21 protein-coding genes are annotated in these 19,783 nt (G+C 61.8%); 18 read left to right on the top strand and 3 right to left on the bottom strand.

The genetic code is table 11. From position 1 onward, the window contains the following. Positions 1–18 precede the first annotated feature (18 nt). From HB676_RS23485 to HB676_RS23475, 3 genes are read left to right on the top strand one after another with little or no spacing between them, the layout of a single operon-like run. Positions 19–264, top strand: coding sequence for a phosphopantetheine-binding protein (locus HB676_RS23485; RefSeq protein WP_213740796.1), 246 nt, complete (start codon positions 19–21; stop codon positions 262–264). Next, positions 251–1,636 carry a fatty acid--CoA ligase family protein gene (locus tag HB676_RS23480; protein ID WP_213740795.1) on the top strand — a complete coding sequence of 462 codons (1,386 nt, stop codon included), beginning with the start codon at positions 251–253 and terminating at the stop codon, positions 1,634–1,636. Before HB676_RS23485 ends, HB676_RS23480 begins: the two co-directional genes overlap by 14 nt. Beyond that, positions 1,629–2,363 carry an SDR family NAD(P)-dependent oxidoreductase gene (locus tag HB676_RS23475; RefSeq protein WP_213740794.1) on the top strand — a complete coding sequence of 245 codons (735 nt, stop codon included), beginning with the start codon at positions 1,629–1,631 and terminating at the stop codon, positions 2,361–2,363. Before HB676_RS23480 ends, HB676_RS23475 begins: the two co-directional genes overlap by 8 nt. Positions 2,364–2,385: 22 nt before the next feature. Here HB676_RS23475 and HB676_RS23470 read toward each other — a convergent pair whose 3' ends face one another. Next, on the bottom strand, positions 2,386–3,135 hold the full coding sequence (locus HB676_RS23470) for a GntR family transcriptional regulator (protein WP_213740793.1): 750 nt from the start codon (positions 3,133–3,135) through the stop codon (positions 2,386–2,388). Positions 3,136–3,268: 133 nt separating this feature from the next. Here HB676_RS23470 and HB676_RS23465 point away from each other — a divergent pair, with 133 nt between their 5' ends. The 5 genes from HB676_RS23465 (at position 3,269) to HB676_RS23445 (ending at position 10,799) form a co-directional block, all read left to right on the top strand. Beyond that, positions 3,269–4,630, top strand: a complete 1,362-nt coding sequence (locus HB676_RS23465; RefSeq protein WP_213740792.1) for an adenylosuccinate lyase family protein — start codon at positions 3,269–3,271, stop codon at positions 4,628–4,630. Positions 4,631–4,704: 74 nt separating this feature from the next. Next, complete coding sequence (locus tag HB676_RS23460; RefSeq protein WP_213740791.1) at positions 4,705–6,033, top strand: cation:dicarboxylase symporter family transporter; 1,329 nt, start codon at positions 4,705–4,707, stop codon at positions 6,031–6,033. Between the two features lie 3 nt (positions 6,034–6,036). Next, positions 6,037–7,440 carry a class II fumarate hydratase gene (locus tag HB676_RS23455; RefSeq protein WP_213740790.1) on the top strand — a complete coding sequence of 468 codons (1,404 nt, stop codon included), beginning with the start codon at positions 6,037–6,039 and terminating at the stop codon, positions 7,438–7,440. 174 nt (positions 7,441–7,614) lie between these two features. Then, entirely contained in the window at positions 7,615–9,480 is a 1,866-nt protein-coding gene (gene htpG / locus HB676_RS23450; protein WP_213740788.1) for a molecular chaperone HtpG, read from the top strand. A gap of 164 nt (positions 9,481–9,644) precedes the next feature. Next, the gene (locus HB676_RS23445) at positions 9,645–10,799 is read left to right on the top strand and encodes a DUF3095 domain-containing protein (protein WP_213740786.1); all 1,155 of its coding nucleotides are present in this window, start codon (positions 9,645–9,647) and stop codon (positions 10,797–10,799) included. A 1-nt stretch (position 10,800) separates the two neighbouring features. Here HB676_RS23445 and HB676_RS23440 read toward each other — a convergent pair whose 3' ends face one another. Continuing rightward, positions 10,801–11,241 (bottom strand): DUF2147 domain-containing protein, encoded by a 441-nt coding sequence (locus tag HB676_RS23440; RefSeq protein WP_213740784.1) that lies wholly within the window; start codon positions 11,239–11,241, stop codon positions 10,801–10,803. A gap of 184 nt (positions 11,242–11,425) precedes the next feature. Continuing rightward, on the bottom strand, positions 11,426–11,953 hold the full coding sequence (locus HB676_RS23435; protein ID WP_213740889.1) for a GNAT family N-acetyltransferase: 528 nt from the start codon (positions 11,951–11,953) through the stop codon (positions 11,426–11,428). Between the two features lie 134 nt (positions 11,954–12,087). Between HB676_RS23435 and HB676_RS23430 the strand changes: the two genes are divergently transcribed. From HB676_RS23430 to HB676_RS23385, 10 genes are all read left to right on the top strand, one after another. Next, positions 12,088–12,684 carry a superoxide dismutase gene (locus HB676_RS23430; RefSeq protein ID WP_213740782.1) on the top strand — a complete coding sequence of 199 codons (597 nt, stop codon included), beginning with the start codon at positions 12,088–12,090 and terminating at the stop codon, positions 12,682–12,684. A gap of 119 nt (positions 12,685–12,803) precedes the next feature. Beyond that, the gene (gene crcB / locus HB676_RS23425; RefSeq protein ID WP_213740780.1) at positions 12,804–13,178 is read left to right on the top strand and encodes a fluoride efflux transporter CrcB; all 375 of its coding nucleotides are present in this window, start codon (positions 12,804–12,806) and stop codon (positions 13,176–13,178) included. 87 nt (positions 13,179–13,265) lie between these two features. Continuing rightward, positions 13,266–13,460 carry a hypothetical protein gene (locus HB676_RS23420; RefSeq protein ID WP_213740778.1) on the top strand — a complete coding sequence of 65 codons (195 nt, stop codon included), beginning with the start codon at positions 13,266–13,268 and terminating at the stop codon, positions 13,458–13,460. A gap of 2 nt (positions 13,461–13,462) precedes the next feature. Then, complete coding sequence (locus HB676_RS23415) at positions 13,463–14,224, top strand: ABC transporter ATP-binding protein (protein WP_213740777.1); 762 nt, start codon at positions 13,463–13,465, stop codon at positions 14,222–14,224. A gap of 18 nt (positions 14,225–14,242) precedes the next feature. Beyond that, positions 14,243–15,112: a metal ABC transporter permease gene (locus tag HB676_RS23410; protein ID WP_213740776.1), complete on the top strand. Its 870-nt coding sequence runs from the start codon at positions 14,243–14,245 to the stop codon at positions 15,110–15,112. 10 nt (positions 15,113–15,122) lie between these two features. Then, entirely contained in the window at positions 15,123–16,004 is an 882-nt protein-coding gene (locus HB676_RS23405; protein WP_213740775.1) for a metal ABC transporter substrate-binding protein, read from the top strand. A gap of 70 nt (positions 16,005–16,074) precedes the next feature. Next, entirely contained in the window at positions 16,075–17,118 is a 1,044-nt protein-coding gene (locus HB676_RS23400; protein WP_213740774.1) for a GTP-binding protein, read from the top strand. After that, the gene (locus tag HB676_RS23395; RefSeq protein WP_213740773.1) at positions 17,118–18,134 is read left to right on the top strand and encodes a WD40 repeat domain-containing protein; all 1,017 of its coding nucleotides are present in this window, start codon (positions 17,118–17,120) and stop codon (positions 18,132–18,134) included. Before HB676_RS23400 ends, HB676_RS23395 begins: the two co-directional genes overlap by 1 nt. Positions 18,135–18,210: 76 nt before the next feature. After that, complete coding sequence (locus tag HB676_RS23390) at positions 18,211–18,594, top strand: hypothetical protein (RefSeq protein ID WP_346347408.1); 384 nt, start codon at positions 18,211–18,213, stop codon at positions 18,592–18,594. Positions 18,595–18,858: 264 nt separating this feature from the next. Continuing rightward, positions 18,859–19,599 carry an acetoacetate decarboxylase gene (locus HB676_RS23385; RefSeq protein ID WP_213740772.1) on the top strand — a complete coding sequence of 247 codons (741 nt, stop codon included), beginning with the start codon at positions 18,859–18,861 and terminating at the stop codon, positions 19,597–19,599. Positions 19,600–19,783 lie beyond the last annotated feature (184 nt).

Below are 19,783 nucleotides of genomic sequence, written 5' to 3'. Positions count from 1 at the left end.
GAGAAGGCGAGACAATCCATGTCGGTAAGGTTAAGGATTATTTCGGCGATCGAGCAGATTGCCGTCGAGCAGCAGGTCACCCTGCCGCCGCTTACGGACGATCTGTCGCTGCACGAAACCGGCTTCGATTCGCTGGCGTTCGCGATCCTGGTCGCTCGGCTTGAAGACGATCTCGGCATCGATCCGTTTACCATAGCGGAGGACGCGAGCTTCCCTCTCACGATAGGCGACTTCATCAGGGCCTATGAAAATGTCCCCGCGTGAAATCTTCGCGCTGCGTGATTACCTCGATCCCGATCTGAAGGGACGCACGCTTTCGGATGCAAGGCAGGTCGTATCGTTGACGGAGTTCGCCGGCGAGACCTGTCTCGACGGCCGGCTCGGCGAACTCTCGGGACGCTCCGTGCTGCTGGCGGTTGCGGATCAGCTAGTATCTGGACTGGCGATCATGGAACTCGACGGCGTTGCCCGGCGAATGCTGCTGTGTCCGCCGGATCTCGCTGCGGATCATCTTTCGAGCCTGATCGCGGATGCCGAGATCGATGCCGTTGTCACCGACGGCCCAACACAATGGGCGGCGTCCGGAATAAAATTGATCGTGACGGCCCAAACGCCGCTGCGCACGGCCGCGCGCCTGCAAACCGGACGGGCGACCGAATGGCTGATGCTGACTTCAGGCACCTCGGGCGTGCCGAAAATCGTCGGACACACACTGGAAGCCCTGACCGGCGCGATCGTCGCGGACGGTCCGGTGCGCGGCGCGTCCCCGGTATGGGCGACCTTCTATGACATCAGGCGCTACGGCGGTCTGCAGATATTCCTGCGCGCCATCATTGGCGGCGGCTCGATGGTGTTGTCGGAACCGGGGGAACCGGTTGCCGATTATGTGGCGCGGCTGCGCGGAAAAGCCGTCACGCATATTTCAGGCACGCCATCGCATTGGCGCAAGCTTTTGATGAGCGGAGCGGCGTCCGGATTCGCGCCGCGCTATGTCCGTCTGTCTGGCGAGATCGCGGACCAGGCCGTGCTGGATGGTTTGACCAGAGCTTTTCCGGCAGCTTCGGTCGGTCACGCCTATGCCTCGACCGAGGCCGGTGTCGGCTTTGCCGTGAACGATGGCCTAGAGGGCTTTCCCGCCGAAATGATCGGAACCAACCGCGACGGCGTCGAAATGAAGGTCGAAGATGGATCGCTGCGGATCCGCTCGACGCGGACGGCGCATGCCTATATCGGCCAGAAGGCGGCGGCGCTCACCGATGCGGACGGATTCGTCGATACCGGCGATATGGTCGAGCGGCGCGGCGACCGCTATCATTTCATAGGCCGGCGCGGCGGCATCATCAATATCGGCGGCCTCAAGGTTCATCCCGAGGAAATCGAGGCGGTCATCAACCGGCATCCGGATGTGCGCATGTCCCGCGCGAAATCGCGCCGCAGCCCGATCACCGGCGCCATCGTGGTTGCCGATGTCATCCTGGCCGACGGTGACAGTGCCGGCCGCAGCGACGAAATCCGCAAGGCCATTCTGGCGGATTGCAAGGCTTCGCTGGCATCCCACAAAGTGCCGGCCGTCATCAGGTTCGTTCCGTCACTTGATGTGACAGCGGCGGGAAAGCTGGCCCGAACCGATGCATAATGTTCTGGTGACCGGAGGCAGCCGCGGTATCGGCCTTTCCATTGCGCAACGGCTTGCCGGTGCGGGTTACAACGTGATCGCGGTAGCGCGGAGCGAGAGTGAGGCGTTACGAGAAGTGATTGACGCCGTCATCAAGCGAGGCCGCGGCGGTCTTCACTTCAGGGCGTTCGACCTCAGCGCTGTCGATGCGATTCCGGCTTTCGTGAAGGAGCTGCGCGACGAGTTTGGTGCGATTTACGGTCTCGTCAACAATGCCGGGATCGGTACCGAGGGCCTGCTGGCGACCATGCACAACAGCGAGATCGAAGCCTTGCTGCGCCTTAACGTGCTCTCGCCCGTGATCCTGACAAAATATGTCGTGCGGCACATGATGGCGGATGGCGCCGGCCGCATCATCAACATGTCCTCGATCATCGCCTCGACCGGATATAACGGCCTGTCGGTCTATGGTGCGACCAAGGCGGCGGCGACGGGCTTTACCCGCTCGCTCGCCCGCGAAGTCGGCAAGCTCGGGATCACCGTCAACGCGATTGCGCCCGGCTTTATCGATACCGAACTCACCGGCAATCTGGGCGACGATCAGCGCAAGCGCATCGCCGGCCGCAGCGCGCTGCGCCGGCTGCCGGAGACCGGCGATGTGGCCAGCATGGTCGAATATCTGCTGGGCGATGGTGGCCGCAACGTCACCGGCACGGTGTTGACCATCGACGCCGGTAACACGGCCTGAAGTGCCGGTTCGCGCGGTTGGTCTAGGTTGTCTGCGCATTCTGCCGCATCAACCGTGTGCTGTAACTGTAACGGTCTGCCGGATGCGTGCTGAGCGACACTTCAACCATGTCGCCGGGGCTGAGCGTGTATTGACGGCGGATCTCCAGAGCATGGGCGCCTGATTTCGCTTTCAGCGGTCCGGCCAGCCGATCCGATATCCCGACCGCCTTGATGTCCTGTCCGATCTCGCTGATCCTCCGGCCGGAGATTTCTTCCAGCAGCGTACCGAAGATGCCGTGATGCTGAGCCATTCTCAACCTGACCTCGCGCGCAAAGGCCTCGTCGACGTGGACGTCGGTCCAGCAGATCGGCGTTTTCGAAACATCGCCAGGCAACATGCGCAGGCTCGAAATACGCAACCAGCGCCGTCCCGGACGGCAACCCAGTACGCGCGCCAATTCGTCATCGGCGACAATGTCTGTAACTTCTTGAATATGGCGCTCAGTCTCGACGCCGAATTGCTGAACCGCCTCGATAGAGCCCAACGCCTGGGTGAAACCGCCGGCGCTGCGCGGCGGCGCCATGGCTTCTACCCGCGTTCCCGCACTTTTCTTGCGACTGACCAGACCTGAGGCCTGAAGTTCGCGCATCGCCGCCCTGACGGTGGATCGGCTGACGGCAAACTGCTCCGCCAGTTCGAACTCGTTCGGCAGGATCGAACCGACGGGGTGAAGCCCCCCAGCGATTGCCTCGGTCAGGGCGCGGGCGACATAGGCATATCGCGTTTCCACCAACCATTTCCTCCGCTTGCCATCACCGAAGCCCGCCCAACGGGAGATTCGCCGATAAAGCTTATTGACTCTTTCAATATGTTGCTACAATAAAATATGTACGAACATAATATTTAAAAAGGGAGATCCGGCCATGGCCAGCACCGTTTTCGACTCGGTCTTGTTCCGCGACATGTTCGGTACGGCCGAAATGCGCGCGGTGTTCGGAGACGAAGCCCTGGTTGGCCGCTATCTCGAGGCTGAAGTCGCGCTCGCCCGCGCCCAGTCCCGTTGTGGGGTTGTGCCGAAGGAGGCTGCGGAGACGATTGCTGCTGCGGCCGGCGCCATCACGATCGACTTCGACAAGCTGCGACACGAGACCGAGATCGTCGGCTACCCGATCCTGCCGCTGGTGCATCAACTCGCCGCGGCTGCTGGCGAAGCGGGACGCTATGTGCATTGGGGCGCCACCACCCAGGACATCATGGACACCGCCAACGTGCTGCAGATCCGCGCCGCGCTTGTTATCGTCGCGCGCGATCTGCGCGAGGTCCGCGGCATCCTGGCCGCGCAGGCGCGCAAATATCGCGATACGCCGATGGCCGGCCGCACTCATTTGCAACAGGCGCTGCCTGTGACCTTCGGTTACAAGCTCGCGGTCTGGCTGTCCTCGATCGATCGGCATATCGAACGTCTCGACCAGGCGTTGCCGCGGATACTGTTCGGCGAATTCTCCGGCGCCGCCGGCACGCTGGCCTCGATCGGCGATGGTGGCCTCGAGATGCAGAAGCTGTTCTGCGAGGAGCTCGGTCTGTATCAACCGCCCATCACCTGGCATGTGGCGCGCGACGGCATCGCCGAAGCGGTAACCCTGCTCGGCCTGATCACCGGTACCCTCGGCAAGATCGCAACCGATGTGATGATGATGTCGGCCACGGAATTCGGTGAGGTCTCCGAGCCGTTCGTGCCGGGCCGTGGCGCGTCGTCGACCATGCCGCAGAAGCGCAATCCGATCTCCAGCGAATTGATGCTGGCCGCCGCCAAAGCCGTGCGCCAGCATGTCGCGACCATGCTCGACGGCATGATCCACGATTTTGAGCGAGCCACAGGTCCATGGCATCTCGAATGGGTATCGCTGCCGGAAAGCTTTCTGTTGACGGCGTCCGCGCTGGCCAATGCCAAATTCATGCTCGCCGGCCTCGTGGTTCACGAGCAGCGCATGCGCGAAAACCTCGATCTGACGCACGGCCTGATCGTCGCGGAAGCGGTAATGATGGCGGCCGCGCCGAAGCTCGGCCGGCAGTACGCGCACGACGTGATCTATGATGCCTGTCGCAAGGCAATCGAAGGCGGCGGACAACTCGCCGACATTCTCGCGGAGGTGCCTGAGATCGTCGATGCGCTCGGCGGCGTGGCGGCGATCCGCAAGCATTGCGATCCCGCCAATTATCTCGGTCTCTGCGGTCCGATGGTCGATCGCGTCCTTGCAACCGGCGCGCCCTCGACGTGCGCATAACAATCGGATCTGCGCACCTTTGAAGGCGTCGAAGAACGTCATTTCGAAACATCGATCATCAGGCGGGAAGTAAAATGGCTATGGCAACGGCGACACAGAGTGACATCGCGGCTCACGCCGCCGTCAAAACAAAACCCCGGCTCTGGAGCAATTTGGGGTTTCAAGTCGCGCTCAGCATGGTGTTGGGAATCGGGGTCGGGCTGATCTGGCCGGACTTTGCGGCGTCGCTGAAAATCCTCGGCGATATATTCCTGCGCCTGATCAAGACCGCGGTCGCGCCGCTGGTGTTTCTGACCGTTGCGGCAGGTATTGCTGCAGCCGGCGACATCAAGCGGGTCGGCAAGGTCGGCCTGATCGCGATGATCTATTTCGAGATCGTCTCGACCATTGCGCTGACGCTCGGACTGGTCGCCGGCAATCTGATCGGTGTCGGCAAGAATCTCGGCCATATCACTGCGTCAGCCACGTCGATGAAGGGCGCGGAGGCTGCGGCAAAGGCCGCATCTTCGTCGCACACCACTTTCGACCAGTTCCTGCTCAATGTTTTTCCGGATAATTTCATCGGGGCCTTCGCCAGAGGTGAACTGCTGCAGGTACTCGTGATCGCGCTGATCTTCGGCTTTGGCCTGATGGCGCTTTCGCCGGAAAAACGCGCCCCGATCGAGAACGGCCTCAACGCCATTTCGACCGCGTTCTTCGAGTTCATCCATATCATCATGCGGCTGGCGCCGATCGGCACGTTCGGCGCGGTGGCCTATGCGGTCGGCGCCAATGGGACGGCGGTACTGATCTCGCTGGCCTATTTCGTTCTGTCATTTTACGCGGTGATCATTCTGTTCATCGTTGTGGTGTTCGGTGCTATTTGCGCGCTGTTTCGGATCAGCCTGTTCCATCTGCTGCGTTACATCCGTGACGAGATCATTATCATGCTCGGCACGGCCTCATCCGAAAGCGTGTTGCCGAGGCTGTTGGAAAAGCTGCCGGCCTACGGAGCCTCGAAACAAACCGTCGGCCTGGTACTGCCGACTGGCTACGCCTTCAATCTCGACGGCACGTCGCTATTCATGTCGATGGGCGTGATCTTTCTCGCAAACGCCTACGGCGTCTCGCTGAGCTGGGAGCAGGAGCTTGGGATTCTGGCGATCATGGTGCTGACTTCCAAGGGCGCCGCCACCGTGTCCGGCGGCTCATTCGTCGTGTTCGCCGCCACCGTGACGGCTTCCGGAATTTTGCCGATCGAAGGCCTGGCGCTGATCTTTGGCGTTTATCGCTTTCTCTCGATCGCGCTTTCCACCTGCAATGTCATCGGTAACACCGTGGCGACGATTGTCGTCGCCAAACTCGCCGGGGAGTTCGACGAGACCGCGAGAGACCGTCTTGATGCCGTCGTGAGCGGAGCCTGAGATATGTCCCCATCATTCCGCACGGAGCAAGACGCCTTCGGTCCGGTCGAAATTGCTGCCGACCGCTATTGGGGTGCGCAGACGCAGCGCGCCCTCGCGATATTCGATGTCGGCGAGGAGCGTTTTCCGGCCTGTCTCATTCACGCCTTCGGTTTGCAGAAGATCGCGGCGGCGCGCGCCAATCGTCGTCTCGGCGTATTGGACGCGCCGCGCGCCGACGCGATCGAGGCCGCGGCGGTCGAGGTGCACGAAGGCCGGTTCGACGATCACTTTCCATTGACGATCTGGCAAACCGGCTCCGGCACCCAGACCAACATGAATGCCAACGAAGTTATCGCCAACCGTGCCAATGAACGCCTCGGCCAACCCCTGGGCACCAAGGCGCCGGTGCATCCCAATGACCACGTCAACTGTTCGCAATCTTCCAACGACAGCTTCCCGACGGTGATGCACATCTGCGTCGCGCTGGAACTTCGGGATCGCCTGTTCCCGGCGCTGCGGTGTCTGCAGGGCGAACTCGCGGCGAAAGCCGACGCCTTTGCCGACATCATCAAGATCGGCCGCACCCATCTGATGGACGCGGTGCCGATGACGATGGGGCAGGCATTCGATGCGTTCTCCCGCCAGGTCGGCAATGGCATCGCACGCATTGAAGCCACGCTGCCGCGGCTGAACGTCCTGCCGCAAGGCGGCACGGCGATCGGCACCGGTCTGAATGCACCGGCGGGATTCGACGCAGCTTTTTGCGAGGAAGCCTCTGGCCTGAGCGGGATCGCCTTTGCTCCCAACCCCAGCAAATTCGAGGGTATGGCCGCGCATGACGCGTTGGTCGAGGTTTCCGGCGCCCTCAATACGATTGCGGTTTCGCTGCTCAAGATCGCCAACGATACCAGGCTATTGGGATCTGGCCCCCGCTGCGGCCTCGGCGAGTTGGTGATCCCGCATGACGGGCTCACCTCGTCAATCATGCCGGGCAAGCGCAATCCGACCATCGCCGAGGTGGTCGCGCAGGCGGCGTTTCAGGTGATCGGCAATCATGCGACGGTATCCGCGGCCGGCGCGTCCGGTAATTTTGAGCTCAACGTCGCCAAGCCGGTGCTGATCTATAACGTGTTGCAATCGATTCGCGTGATGGCCGACAGCGCGCGCATGTTCGCGATTCGCTTGATCCACGATCTGGCCGTCGACCGCGACCGGCTCGACGCCAATGTCGCCAATGCGCTGCTGCTGGCGACAGCGCTCAACCCCCTGCTAGGCTACGATAAGGTCGCGCAGATCACCGCCAAGGCGCTGGCTGATGGCATCACGCCCCGCGCTGCGGCCATCGCGCTGAGCTTTCTCAGCGGCGAAGATTACGACCGCAACGTCGATCCGCAACGGATGTTACGACCGGCCGGTCCTGCCTAGGGCCGCCGGACATCTGGCGGCTGAGTTCAGCGACCACGCCCCAAACCCCGGCGCACCGGCCGTGAAGAATGCGTGATGCAGGCGCTTGCCTCCTTCGATGACGTTGCTATATCGGACCTTTCCGAGGCCCTGGCTTTCCCCCAACCTTGCGCCCCTTGCGAAACGAGATCTCCCATGACCGCGAATACCGATACCGCAGCCGAAACCAAGCCATTCCAGGCCGAGGTCGCCGAACTGCTGCATTTGATGGTGCATTCGGTCTATTCGGAAACCGATATTTTCCTGCGCGAACTGATCTCGAACGCATCGGATGCCTGCGACAAGCTGCGCTATGAGGCGATCGCGGCGCCCGATCTGATTGGCGACGGCGAAGCCCCCCGGATCCGGATTGCACCGGACAAGAAAGCAAATACGCTCAGCGTTATCGACACCGGCATCGGGATGGACCGCCAGGAGTTGATCGACAATCTCGGCACCATCGCGCGTTCCGGCACCAAGTCCTTTCTGTCGCGGCTGACCGAGGCCAAGGAAGGCGCCGGCCTGATCGGCCAGTTCGGCGTCGGATTCTATGCGGCGTTCATGGTCGCCGACCGCATCGTCGTCACCAGCCGCCGCGCTGGTTCCGATGAGGTCTGGACCTGGTCGTCGTCGGGCGGCAGCGGATTCGAAATCGCGCCCGCGAACGAAGACGATGCCCGCCGCATCACGCGCGGCACCGAAATCGTCCTGCATCTCAAGCCGGACGCGGCAAAATATCTCGAGACTTACGAGATCGAGCGCATCGTCAGCGCCTATTCCGACAATATCCAGTTTCCGATCGAACTGAAGCCGGAAGAGGGCGAGCCGCGCCAGATCAATTCAGCGAGCGCGTTGTGGCAACGGTCGAAATCGGAACTGACGGCGGAAGATTATACCAAGGCCTACCGTGCAATCGCCAACGCCTTCGACGATCCGGCGATGACATTGCATTACCACGCCGAAGGGCGGCAATCCTATGCGGTGCTGCTGTTCGCGCCCTCGACCAAGCCGTTCGATCTGTTCGAGCCGTCGCGCAAGGGGCAGGTGAAGCTCTATGTCCGCCGCGTCTTCATCGCCGACGACGCCGATCTGTTGCCGGCCTATCTGCGTTTTGTTCGCGGCGTGATCGACAGCGAGGATCTCCCGCTCAATATTTCCAGGGAGATGCTGCAGAACAATCCGCAGCTCGCGCAAATCCGCAAGGCCGTCACCGGCCGCGTGATCGGCGAACTTGAAAACCTGGGCGAAAAGGAGCCTGAGAATTTCGCCAAGATCTGGGACGCCTTCGGTCCCGTGATCAAGGAGGGGATCTGGGAGGATTTCGAACGGCGCGAAAAATTGCTGGCGCTGTCGCGCTTCACCACGACCGCGGGCGAGAAACGTTCGCTCAAGCAATATGTCGAGGATATCAAGCCGAACCAGACCGAGATCTACTATCTCACCGGCGACAGCCTCGATCGGTTGAAGTCCAACCCCAAGCTGGAATCGGCCACCGCCCGTGGCATCGAGGTCCTGTTGCTGACCGATCCGGTCGACGCCTTCTGGACCGCAGCGCCGCTCGATTTCGGCGGAAAGCCGCTGAAATCACTGAGCCAGGGCGACATCGACTTCGGATTGATTCCGCTGCTCGACGACAAGGTTAAGGATGAACAGCCGTCCGGCCCAGATGAAGCGACCACCATCGCCGCGATCAAGGATGTGCTGGGCGATCGCGTCTCCGACGTGCGGGTATCGCAGCGGCTCACCACCAGCGCGTCCTGCCTGGTGGCGGGCGGCGCAGGCCGGGACCAGCAGCTTGAGCGCTTGCTGGCGCAGCAGAACAAGGGCGCCGGCGTGAAGCCGGTGCTCGAGATCAACATGCGCCATCCCCTCGTTACGGCCATCGCGGGCGCCGGAGACGCGGCGGCGGATATCTCGTGGCTGTTGCTCGAGCAGGCGCAAATCCTCGACGGCGAATTGCCGGAGGATACCGCGGCCTTTGCCACGCGGCTCAATCGGTTGGTGCTGCGCGGGTTGGTCTAGGCGATCGGTAGCGCGCTCAGGGTTCAGCCGCGACAATTCGGCGTGGACTCTGAGCCGAAGGCGCTTTGTTTCCAGGAGTTTTTTGTATTCAATGGGTCACGCGAACCCATCTTCAAATTCGGCCGTATCTGGCCACAGTTTCAACCCCGGATGACCTCGCGCCAATGACCACGCCAGTCGGAAGCGAAGCATTCTACGGCGGCATCCCGGTCTTTCGTGGCTTCGCCAGCCTGATGGACCCGGCGCTGTATTCGCCGCTGCCGGATGACTGGAGCATCGGCGTCGCCGATATCGTCGAGTCGACCAAGGCAATTGCGGAGGCGCGTTACAAGACCGTCAACATGGCCGGCGCCGCGGTGATCGCTTCGGTCACCAATGCGCTGGAGGGACGCGAGTTTCCGTTCGTGTTCGGCGGCGATGGTGCAAGCTTTGCGGTGTCGCCGGATGATCTTCCGCGCGCCCGCGAGGCGCTGGCGGCGACCGCGACCTGGGTCAAGGAAGATCTCGATCTGGTGATGCGGGTGGCGCTGGTGCCGGTTGCCGCGGTGCGCGCCCAAGGGCTCGATGTGCGCGTGGCCCGCTTCGGGCCGTCGGCCAATCTGTCCTATGCGATGTTTTCCGGCGGCGGGCTCGGCTGGGCCGAGGCCGCGATGAAGCGCGGCGAATTCGCGGTACCGGCCGCGCCATCGGGCACGCAGCCCGACCTCACTGGATTGTCCTGCCGGTTCGAGGAAATTCCTTCCACGCGCGGTCTCATTCTTTCAGTGCTGGTAGTGCCGGCGCGGGGCGCGGATGCGAACGACTTTCGCAAGCTGATCGAAGATATCATCGCGCTGGTCGAACGCAGTCCGGAATCCGGGCGGCCGGTGCCTTCAGACGGGCCGCCGTTGCACTGGCCGCCTCCCGGTGCCGAACTCGAGGCGCGTGCCAAGCGCGGCGGATCCTTGATGAAGCGGCGCATCGTCGTGCATGCGTTCACACTTTATACCTATCTGATATTTCGCTTCGGCATCAGCATCTTCGGCTTCGTGCCGAAAACCTATGTGCAGCAATTGGTAGAGAATTCCGACTTCCGCAAATATGACGACGGACTGCGAATGGTCCTCGATTGCACGCCGGAACTGGAGCGCACGTTGACCCAACGCCTTGCGACCGCAGCCTCAAGCGGGATCGCACGTTATGGCCTGCATCGGCAGGATGCGGCGATGATGACCTGCTTTACGCCGTCGGCGTTGCGCAGTGACCACGTGCATTTCATTGATGGCGCGCGGGGCGGCTATGCCTCGGCTGCGACGGCACTCAAGGCGACGCCGGCCTGATTCAGCGCGTGGTCCGGCTCCAGGTCTCGCCGCCGCACAATCCGCTGCCGACGCAGCCTTCGACCTTCAACTCATCCGGTCCGGCAACCGAGACATTGCTGGCGTAGCTCTTGCCGTCGTCGGCGTTGTAGATCTGGCCGGACCATTTGTTCGCCCCTGACGGCCGCATGCCGGCAAACAACGACAGCCCGATGATCGGCCGTCTGGCCAGCGCCGGATTGGGATTCTTGTCGTCGACCTGGGCCTTCCCGGTGGCGGGATCGATCGGGTCGCGCAGCCACACCACCACGCCGCAAATCCCGGCGCCGCATTTGCTGACGCGTACTTTTGCGTCACCCGCCTGCGTGAGCCAAATACCATCCGGCCCGGCCGCCCGTGCCTTTGCCGGCGCGGCGATCAGCGCCGCCGCAACCATCACAATCATAAAACCAAATCTGAACATCGTAAGCCGCCCCCGAATAACGAGAAATGCTTAGCAACAAATCGAATTTGTGCAATGCCAGATCAACGGGTTAGAGCGTTTTCGAGCGAAGTGGATACCGGTTCGCGTGAAGAAAACGCGTCAAAACAAAAGATTAGAGCCCGGTTCTGATTCAATCAGAACCGATAAGGCTCTGGGCGCATGGTCACCACGGCAGGCCGCATAGGTCGATGACGCCCTGCCGTGGCGCGCGGACGAAGTCGAATATGAAGGGCGCCATCGCCTCGAAGCGAACCTTGCCACCGGGCTGTTCGGCGTAGACTTCGCCGGTGAACGGATGCCAGCCGCGCTTTTCATAAAACGCAAAATTATGCGGCTCGCAAAACAGAAGCGCAAATCGAACGGCTTCCTGGTGCCGCAGGGTCTGGATTGCGGCGTTGAGCGCAACGCTGGCATAACCAAGACGCCGGCAGTCCGGGTGGGTCGCAACACCGCCGATGCCGCCGATGTTAACCTTGCGGTCGTTCCAGGTGATGGTCCGGAAATAGATGCCGGCATGACAGGCGATGCCGCCTGAAGCGTCCTCGATCAGCACGCGCAGATCGGCCTTGGCCCATTTGACATGGCCCCAGGGCAATTTCTCGACGGCATCGCGCGGCCAGACCGCATCGAACAGCGGTTTTACCGCCGGCCAGGATGCATCTCCGTTTAAAACGTCGACCTCGATGCTCATTTCAGCCATGCCTCTCGCGGGGAGGGTGTCTCATGCGTCCCGCGTTTTGCCAAATTGCGGTGTTTAAGACCGATGGAACCTTCTATAAGGGTTCCCGTTAGACCACGTCTCCCACCATTTTTGGACATCGCCCCATGACCTTCACGCTGCCCAATCTGCCTTACGCCCATGACGCCCTTGCGCCCCATATGTCCAAGGAAACGCTGGAATTCCATCACGACAAGCATCACCAAGCCTATGTGACCAACGGCAACAACGCGATCAAGGGGACGGAATTCGAGGGCAAGTCCCTCGAGGAAATCGTCAAGGGATCGTTCGGGAAGAACCCGGCCGTCTTCAACAATGCCGGCCAGCACTACAACCACCTGCATTTCTGGAACTGGATGAAGCCGAACGGCGGTGGCACCAAATTGCCCGGCCGTCTGGAAAAGAAGATCACCGAAGACCTCGGCGGGCTTGAGAAATTCAAGACCGATTTCGCCGCCGCCGGCGTCGGCCAGTTCGGCTCGGGCTGGGCCTGGTTGTCGGTGAAGAACGGCAAGCTCGAAATCTCCAAGACGCCCAACGGCGAAAGCCCGCTGGTGCACGGCGCCACGCCGATCCTCGGCGTCGACGTCTGGGAGCACTCCTATTACATCGATTATCGCAATCGCCGCCCCGACTATCTCAAGGCGTTTGTCGATCATCTCGTGAACTGGGAATATGTCGACGAGCTGTTCTCGAAGGCCTGATCTTCCCCGCTAGAATCCGAAAGGGCGGCAGCATCGCGTTGCCGCCCTTTCGCTTGCGGGGACTGCAGGCTTGCGGCAAAACCTGATGTGCCGGGGTCTGGGTCTGGGAAAGTGCGAAGATGAATTATCTTCTGGTCTTTATTGGCGGTGGCCTCGGGTCGACGCTGCGCTACCTCGTCAACGTGGTATGCCCGCGCTTCCTCGGAGCGGACTTTCCGTATCACACCTTCATTATCAACATCACCGGCTCGACCGTGATGGGCCTGATCGCGGGCTATTTCGCGTTCAAGGGCGACGCGTCCCAGTCCTGGCGGCTGTTCCTGATGACCGGCATTCTCGGCGGTTACACTACCTTTTCGGCGTTCTCGCTCGATTCGATGGTGCTGTATGAGCGGGGCGAGATCGGGCTCGCGCTGTTCTATGTGGTGGGATCGGTGGTGTTTTCGATTGCCGGCCTGTTCGCGGGCCTCACACTTGTCCGTCATCTGGCCTGAAACCTGACGCGAAACCTGACTTGGCGGCCGCGACAGGGACAGTGGCGTCGGTGGACAGGGGTTATGTTATAATATAACACTTATTCCATGGTGCACTCCCATACCCACACTCACGGCCATGACCATGGGCATACCCATGCCCACAGCCACGGCCCGGCTTCGCCGCACCCGGCGCAAGCGGCCCCTTGGTCGATCCTGCGCATGACCGTGATGTCCCGCGTCAGTGCGGCGCTCGCGGTCAGCGCCGGATTATGGGTCATCGTCTGGCTGGCGATGAGGTGAACATGGCCGCGTCCCTGCAATTTCGCGATGTCACGCTGGGCTATGACCGGCATCCGGCGGTGCATCACCTCAACGGCGACGTTACGCCCGGCGCGTTGCTGGCGATCGTCGGCCCGAACGGCGCTGGCAAGTCGACCTTGTTTCGCGGCATTGTCGGTATCCTCAAGCCGCTGGCAGGCAGCATTCTGACCGGCGATCTCGATGTCAGGGATATCGCCTATCTGCCGCAGACCGCGGACATCGACCGCAGCTTTCCGATCTCGGTGTTTGACTTTGTCGGCACGGGATTGTGGCGTTCGACCGGCTTTTTCGGCGGTATGGGCGATCGAAAATCACGCGACAGGATTGCGCAGGCGCTCGCTTCGGTTGGCCTCAGCGGCTTTGAGAACCGCGGCATCGGCACGCTGTCCGGCGGTCAGATGCAGCGCCTGCTGTTCGCGCGGGTGCTGTTGCAGGACGCGCGCCTGATCGTGCTGGACGAGCCTCTGAACGCAATCGACGCCAAGACCTCGGACGATCTGCTGGCGCTGGTGCGGCGCTGGCACACCGAAGGGCGCACGGTGCTGGCTGCGCTGCACGATATGGATCTGGTGCGCGCCAATTTCCCCGACACGCTGCTATTGGCACGCGGGCCGGTGGCCTGGGGCAAAACCGCCGATGTGCTGACCGCTGAAAATCTTCTCCAAGCGCGCCGGATGTGCGAGGCGTTCGACGAGGGTGCGGCCGCCTGCGCGGTCCACGATGCGCCCTCGCGGGCCGCCTGAGCGCATGGATCTGTCACGATGATCTATGATGCGCTGATCGCGCCTTTTACCGAATTCGAATTCATGCGCCGGGCGCTGGCCGCCGTGATCGCACTGGCGCTGGGCGGCGCCCCGATCGGTGTGTTCCTGATGCTGCGGCGGATGAGCCTGGTTGGCGATGCGATGGCGCATGCGATCCTGCCGGGGGCCGCGATCGGTTTCCTGCTGTCGGGCCTCAATCTGTTCGCGATGACGGCCGGCGGTTTGATCGCGGGCTTTACGGTCGCGATTCTCTCCGGCGTAGTCGCGCGTGCCACCGAACTCAAGGAAGATGCCTCGCTGGCGACATTCTATCTGGCGTCATTGGCGCTGGGCGTGACCATCGTCTCTATCAAAGGCACCAATATCGATCTACTGCATGTGCTGTTCGGAAACATCCTGGCGATGGATAACCCGACCCTGCTGATGATCGCGTGCAACGCCACCATCACACTGATCGTGCTGGCGGTAATCTATCGCCCGCTGGTGATCGAAAGCGTCGATCCGCTGTTCCTGCGCACCGTCAGCCGCGCCGGTGCGCCCGCGCATCTGGCGTTTCTGGCATTGGTGGTGGTCAATCTCGTCAACGGCTTCCAGGCGCTTGGCACCTTGCTGGCGGTGGGGCTGATGATCTTGCCGGCGGGCATCGCGCGGTTCTGGTCGCGCGATATCACCGGCATGATCTGCATCGCGGTCGTGAGCGCCATTGTGTCTGGCTATGCTGGTTTGGTGCTGTCGTTTCAGACCAAGGTGCCGTCGGGCCCCGCGATCATTCTGGTGGCGGCGCTTTTGTACATGGCCTCGGTATTGTTCGGCAGCGTCAGCGGCGTGATCCGGCAGATGTTCCCCGGCCGTCATCTCGAAGCATAGGGGCGAGTACATGCGGCGACCTAAGGCCTGGCTCATTCTTCTGGCGCTCGTGGTGTCGGCGACGCTATCGCCCGCGCGCGCGCAAGACCGCCTCAACGTCGTCACCAGCTTTTCGATCCTGGGTGATTTCGTCCGCAATGTCGGCGGTGAGCGCGTCAGCGTCACCTCTTTGGTGGGCCCCGATGGCGACGTCCACGTCTATACGCCGGCGCCGGCGGACGCCAAGACCATCGCGGATGCGAAGCTTCTGGTGATCAACGGTTTCGGTCTCGAAGGCTGGCTGCCGCGGCTGCTGCAGGCCTCCGGCAGCAAGGCCTCGATCGTCACGGCAACCCAGGGCATCGCGCCGCTCAAATTGGGCTCTGACGCCGATCCGCATGCCTGGCAATCCGTCGCCAATGCTAAAATCTACGTCGCCAATATCCGCGACGCGCTGATGGCTGCCGATCCGGCGGACGCCGGGGCCTTCAAGGCCAATGCGGAAAACTACCTGACAAAACTCGACGGGCTCGACCGCGAGGTGCGGCAAGCCATCGCGCAAATTCCGCCAGGCCGCCGCAAGGTGATATCCACCCATGACGCCTTCGGCTATTTCGCCGCCGGCTATGGCATCGAGTTTATCGCTCCGCTCGGGGTTTCCACCGAATCCGAGGTGAGCGCCCGGGACATTGCGAAGATCATTACCCAAGTCAAAAAATCGGGGATTCCGGCGGTTTTTCTCGAGAATATCAGCGATGACCGGCTGATGCGCCGGATCTCGGCCGAGACCGGCGCCAAGGTCGGCGGAACGCTCTATTCTGACGCCCTGACGGACGAAAAGGGCGTTGCCCCCACTTACATTGACATGGTCAGGCACAATATAAAGGCCCTGACGAGCGCGCTGGCGAACTAGGCAGGAGCCTTCTTTCCAGGGCAGGGGCCCTCCCTGCTGCCGGCGCCCGCGATACTGTTCCGGAGTAGATATGCCAGATCTGACGTCTTCAAAAATTCCCGTGACCGTGCTGACGGGCTATCTCGGCGCCGGCAAAACCACGCTTTTGAACCGCATCCTGTCGGAAAACCACGGCAAGAAATACGCAGTGATCGTCAATGAATTCGGCGAAATCGGCATCGACAATGACCTGATCATCGGCGCCGACGAAGAAGTCTTCGAGATGAACAATGGCTGCGTCTGCTGCACCGTGCGCGGCGACCTCGTGCGCATCCTCGACGGGCTGATGAAACGTAAAGGCAAATTCGACGCGATCATCGTCGAGACGACCGGGCTCGCCGATCCGGCGCCGGTGGCGCAGACCTTCTTTGTCGATGAGGACGTGCAGAAGAACGCGCGGCTCGATGCAGTCGTGACCGTGGCCGATGCGAAATGGCTGAGCGACCGGCTCAAGGACGCGCCGGAAGCCAAGAACCAGATCGCGTTTGCCGACGTCATTGTGCTCAACAAGACCGACCTCGTCTCGAAGGCCGAACTCGCCGAAGTCGAAGCGCGAATTCGCGGCATCAATCCCTATGCCAAGCTGCACCGGACCGAACGTTGTCAGGTTGCGTTGTCGGACGTGCTGGAGCGCGGCGCGTTCGATCTCGATCGCATTCTGGAGATCGAGCCGGAATTTCTCGAGGCCGGCGACGACCACGATCATCACGACCATGACCATCATCATGGCCACGATCACGGCCACAACCATGGTGGCCTGAAGCATTATCATGACGAGGACATGCAATCGCTGTCGCTGCGCACCGACAAGCTGCTCGATCCCTCCAAATTCATGCCCTGGCTGCAAAACCTCGTCGCCGTCGAGGGCCAGAAGATTTTGCGCTCGAAGGGTATTTTGGCTTTCACCGACGATGACGAGCGTTATGTTTTCCAGGGCGTTCATATGATGCTCGAGGGCGATCATCAGCGGGCCTGGAAAGACGGCGAGGCGCGCGAGAGCCGTCTGGTCTTCATCGGCCGTGAACTGCCGGAGCAGACCATCCGCGACGGGTTCGAAAGCTGTATCACCACGTGATGAAAGAGTTCGATCCGGGCGAGGCCGCCTCCATCATTTCCGTCACCGACAAGGTGGTTCCGGTCGCAATCGGAATGGCCGTCACTTCGGTGCACTTCCTTGGTGACACCGCGGCCTTTGTCGGCGCTGAGGAAAGCGTCGCGATGGTCAGCGGGCAGGGAGATATCTCCCGCGTGTCCGTCCACGGCGGCGGCATCCTGTGCGCAGCCGCCGACAGTGGGCGTATTGTCCTGGGCGGCGATGACGGAAAGCTGGTTTCGCTCAACGCCAAAGGCGAAGTTGTGCTGCTCGCGACCGACGCCAAGCGGCGCTGGATCGACAATGTCGCGTTGCATCCCGATGGCGTCGTGGCGTGGTCGGTGGGCAAGACCGCCTTTGTCCACACCGGCAAAGGCGAGGACAAATCTTTCGAGGTGCCCTCGACAGTCGGGGGCCTGGTGTTTGCACCCAAGGGGCTGCGGCTGGCTATCGCCCATTACAACGGCGTGACGCTGTGGTTTCCCAACATGGTCGGGTCGGCGGAAGTGCTGGAATGGGCGGGCTCGCATCTCGGTGTGGTGTTCAGCCCCGACAACAAGTTTCTGGTCACTGCGATGCACGAGCCAGCGCTGCATGGCTGGCGCCTCGCCGATAGCCGGCACATGCGCATGACCGGTTATCCCGGGCGCGTCCGGTCGATGTCGTGGAGCGCCGGCGGCAAAGCACTGGCCACCTCAGGGGCTGACAGCGTCATCCTGTGGCCGTTCGCCAGCAAGGACGGGCCGATGGGCAAGGAGCCCGCGATGCTGGCGCCGCTGCAGGCGCGCGCGTCCATGGTCGCCTGTCATCCGAAGCAGGATATTTTTGCGGCGGGCTACAGCGACGGCACCATCCTGATGGTGCGGCTGCAGGACGGTGCTGAAATTCTGGTGCGCAAAAACGGCACCGCGCCGGTATCGGCACTGGCCTGGAACGCTAAAGGCACGCTGCTGGCCTTCGCCGACGAAGAGGGCGACGCTGGGCTGCTGGCGCTGTAAAAATGGTGCGTCAGGACGGGAACATTTCCGCGCAGGACAACCGTGCCTGAATTTCCTCAGGGAACGATAAACCCCGGTGACAGTTGATATCGCGAACAACTTCGCGGTGAACAATATGCTCAGGGATAACGGGAAAAACGCCACCAGGGATTTCTGGCTCGCTGCGGTGATCATCGCGTCGGGGCTGGTCATCTCGGGTCTTTCGTTGACCCAGCTTTCGGCGCGCGGTTCTCAGATCGCCAATTCACAGGTCGCACAGGCCACGCAGCCGCTGCAGTCTTCGCCGGGTGCGGAAACCAGGCCGTCGGCGCCGGCCGATCCGGCCCCGACCGGCGCGCGGCCCACCGAGGTTTCACCCCAGCCCGCGCAACCCGGTGCAGCGGGACAGACTACCGGGACCGCGCCGTCATTGCCCCCGGCTCCGGCGGAAAAAATCGCGCCGCCGATCAAGGAAAAGTAGGGGTCGCGCTGGACATTCAGCCCTCATCCTGAGGAGCGGCTTTGCCGCGTCACGAAGGATGGCCGCGAGTCCGAATGTTGCCTCCATCCTTCGAGACGCGCGCAAGAGCGCGCTCCTCAGGATGAGGATCGCAGCTCTGCGCAACTTCCAACAATGATTTGATCCTACCTGCCGATTTTACGGCCTCGATTGTTCCCACCGGCTGTCGCATACTCTGCGCCATCGAGCGCGCGGTTGCGCGGATGAACAGATGAGGGCAGGTCAATGAAGATCGACGACGTCAGGCGCAACGCCTATTCGATGCCGCTTACCAACCCTTCGTTCCCGCCGGGACCCTATCGTTTTTATAATCGCGAATATTTCGTCATCACCTACCGCACCGATCCGGAAGCGCTCGCCGCCGTGGTGCCGGAGCCGCTCGAGATCACGGATTCCGTAGTGAAATATGAATTCATCCGGATGCCCGATTCCACCGGCTTCGGCGACTACACCGAAACCGGGCAGGTGATCCCGGTCCGCTTCAACGGTGAAGAGGGCGCCTATACCCACGCGATGTATCTCGACGACGATGCGCCGATCGCTGGTGGCCGCGAGCTCTGGGGATTTCCAAAAAAACGCGCGACTCCGAAGATCGAGGTCGAGAGCGACGTGCTGGTGGGCACGCTGCATTACGGCTCGGTGCTCTGCGCCTCCGCGACCATGGGCTACAAGCACCGCTATGTCGATCACGACACCGTGCTGAAAAGCATGAAGGCGCCGAACTTCATTCTGAAGATCATTCCACATGTCGACGGCAGCCCGCGGATCTGCGAATTGGTCCGCTTCAGCCTTGAGGACATCACCCTGAAAGAGGCGTGGACCGGTCCCGCCGCGCTTGGCCTGTTTCCGCATGCGCTGGCCGACGTCGCCCGGTTGCCGGTGCGCGAAGTGCTCTCGGCGCTGCATTTCAAGGCAGATTTGACCTTGGGCCTTGGGAGCGTCGCGTTCGATTATCTGGCGAAGTGACGATTGTTCTCAGACCGTCATCACCGGGCTTGACCCGGTGATCCATCTTTTTAGTGATGGATACGCGGGTCAAGCCCGCGTATGACAAAATGAGCTTTGCGCTGGGACTAGATCCCCCTCAATCGGTCGCGCGTGAGTGCGAATTCCTGATCCCCGATGGCGCATTAAAGAATCTCGCCTGGCG

The sequence above is a fragment of the Bradyrhizobium sp. dw_411 genome (genome assembly GCF_018449695.1).
In the GTDB taxonomy this organism is placed as follows: domain Bacteria; phylum Pseudomonadota; class Alphaproteobacteria; order Rhizobiales; family Xanthobacteraceae; genus Bradyrhizobium.
Note: the sequence above shows the minus strand (reverse complement) of the source record. Positions and strands in the feature narration are given on the sequence as shown.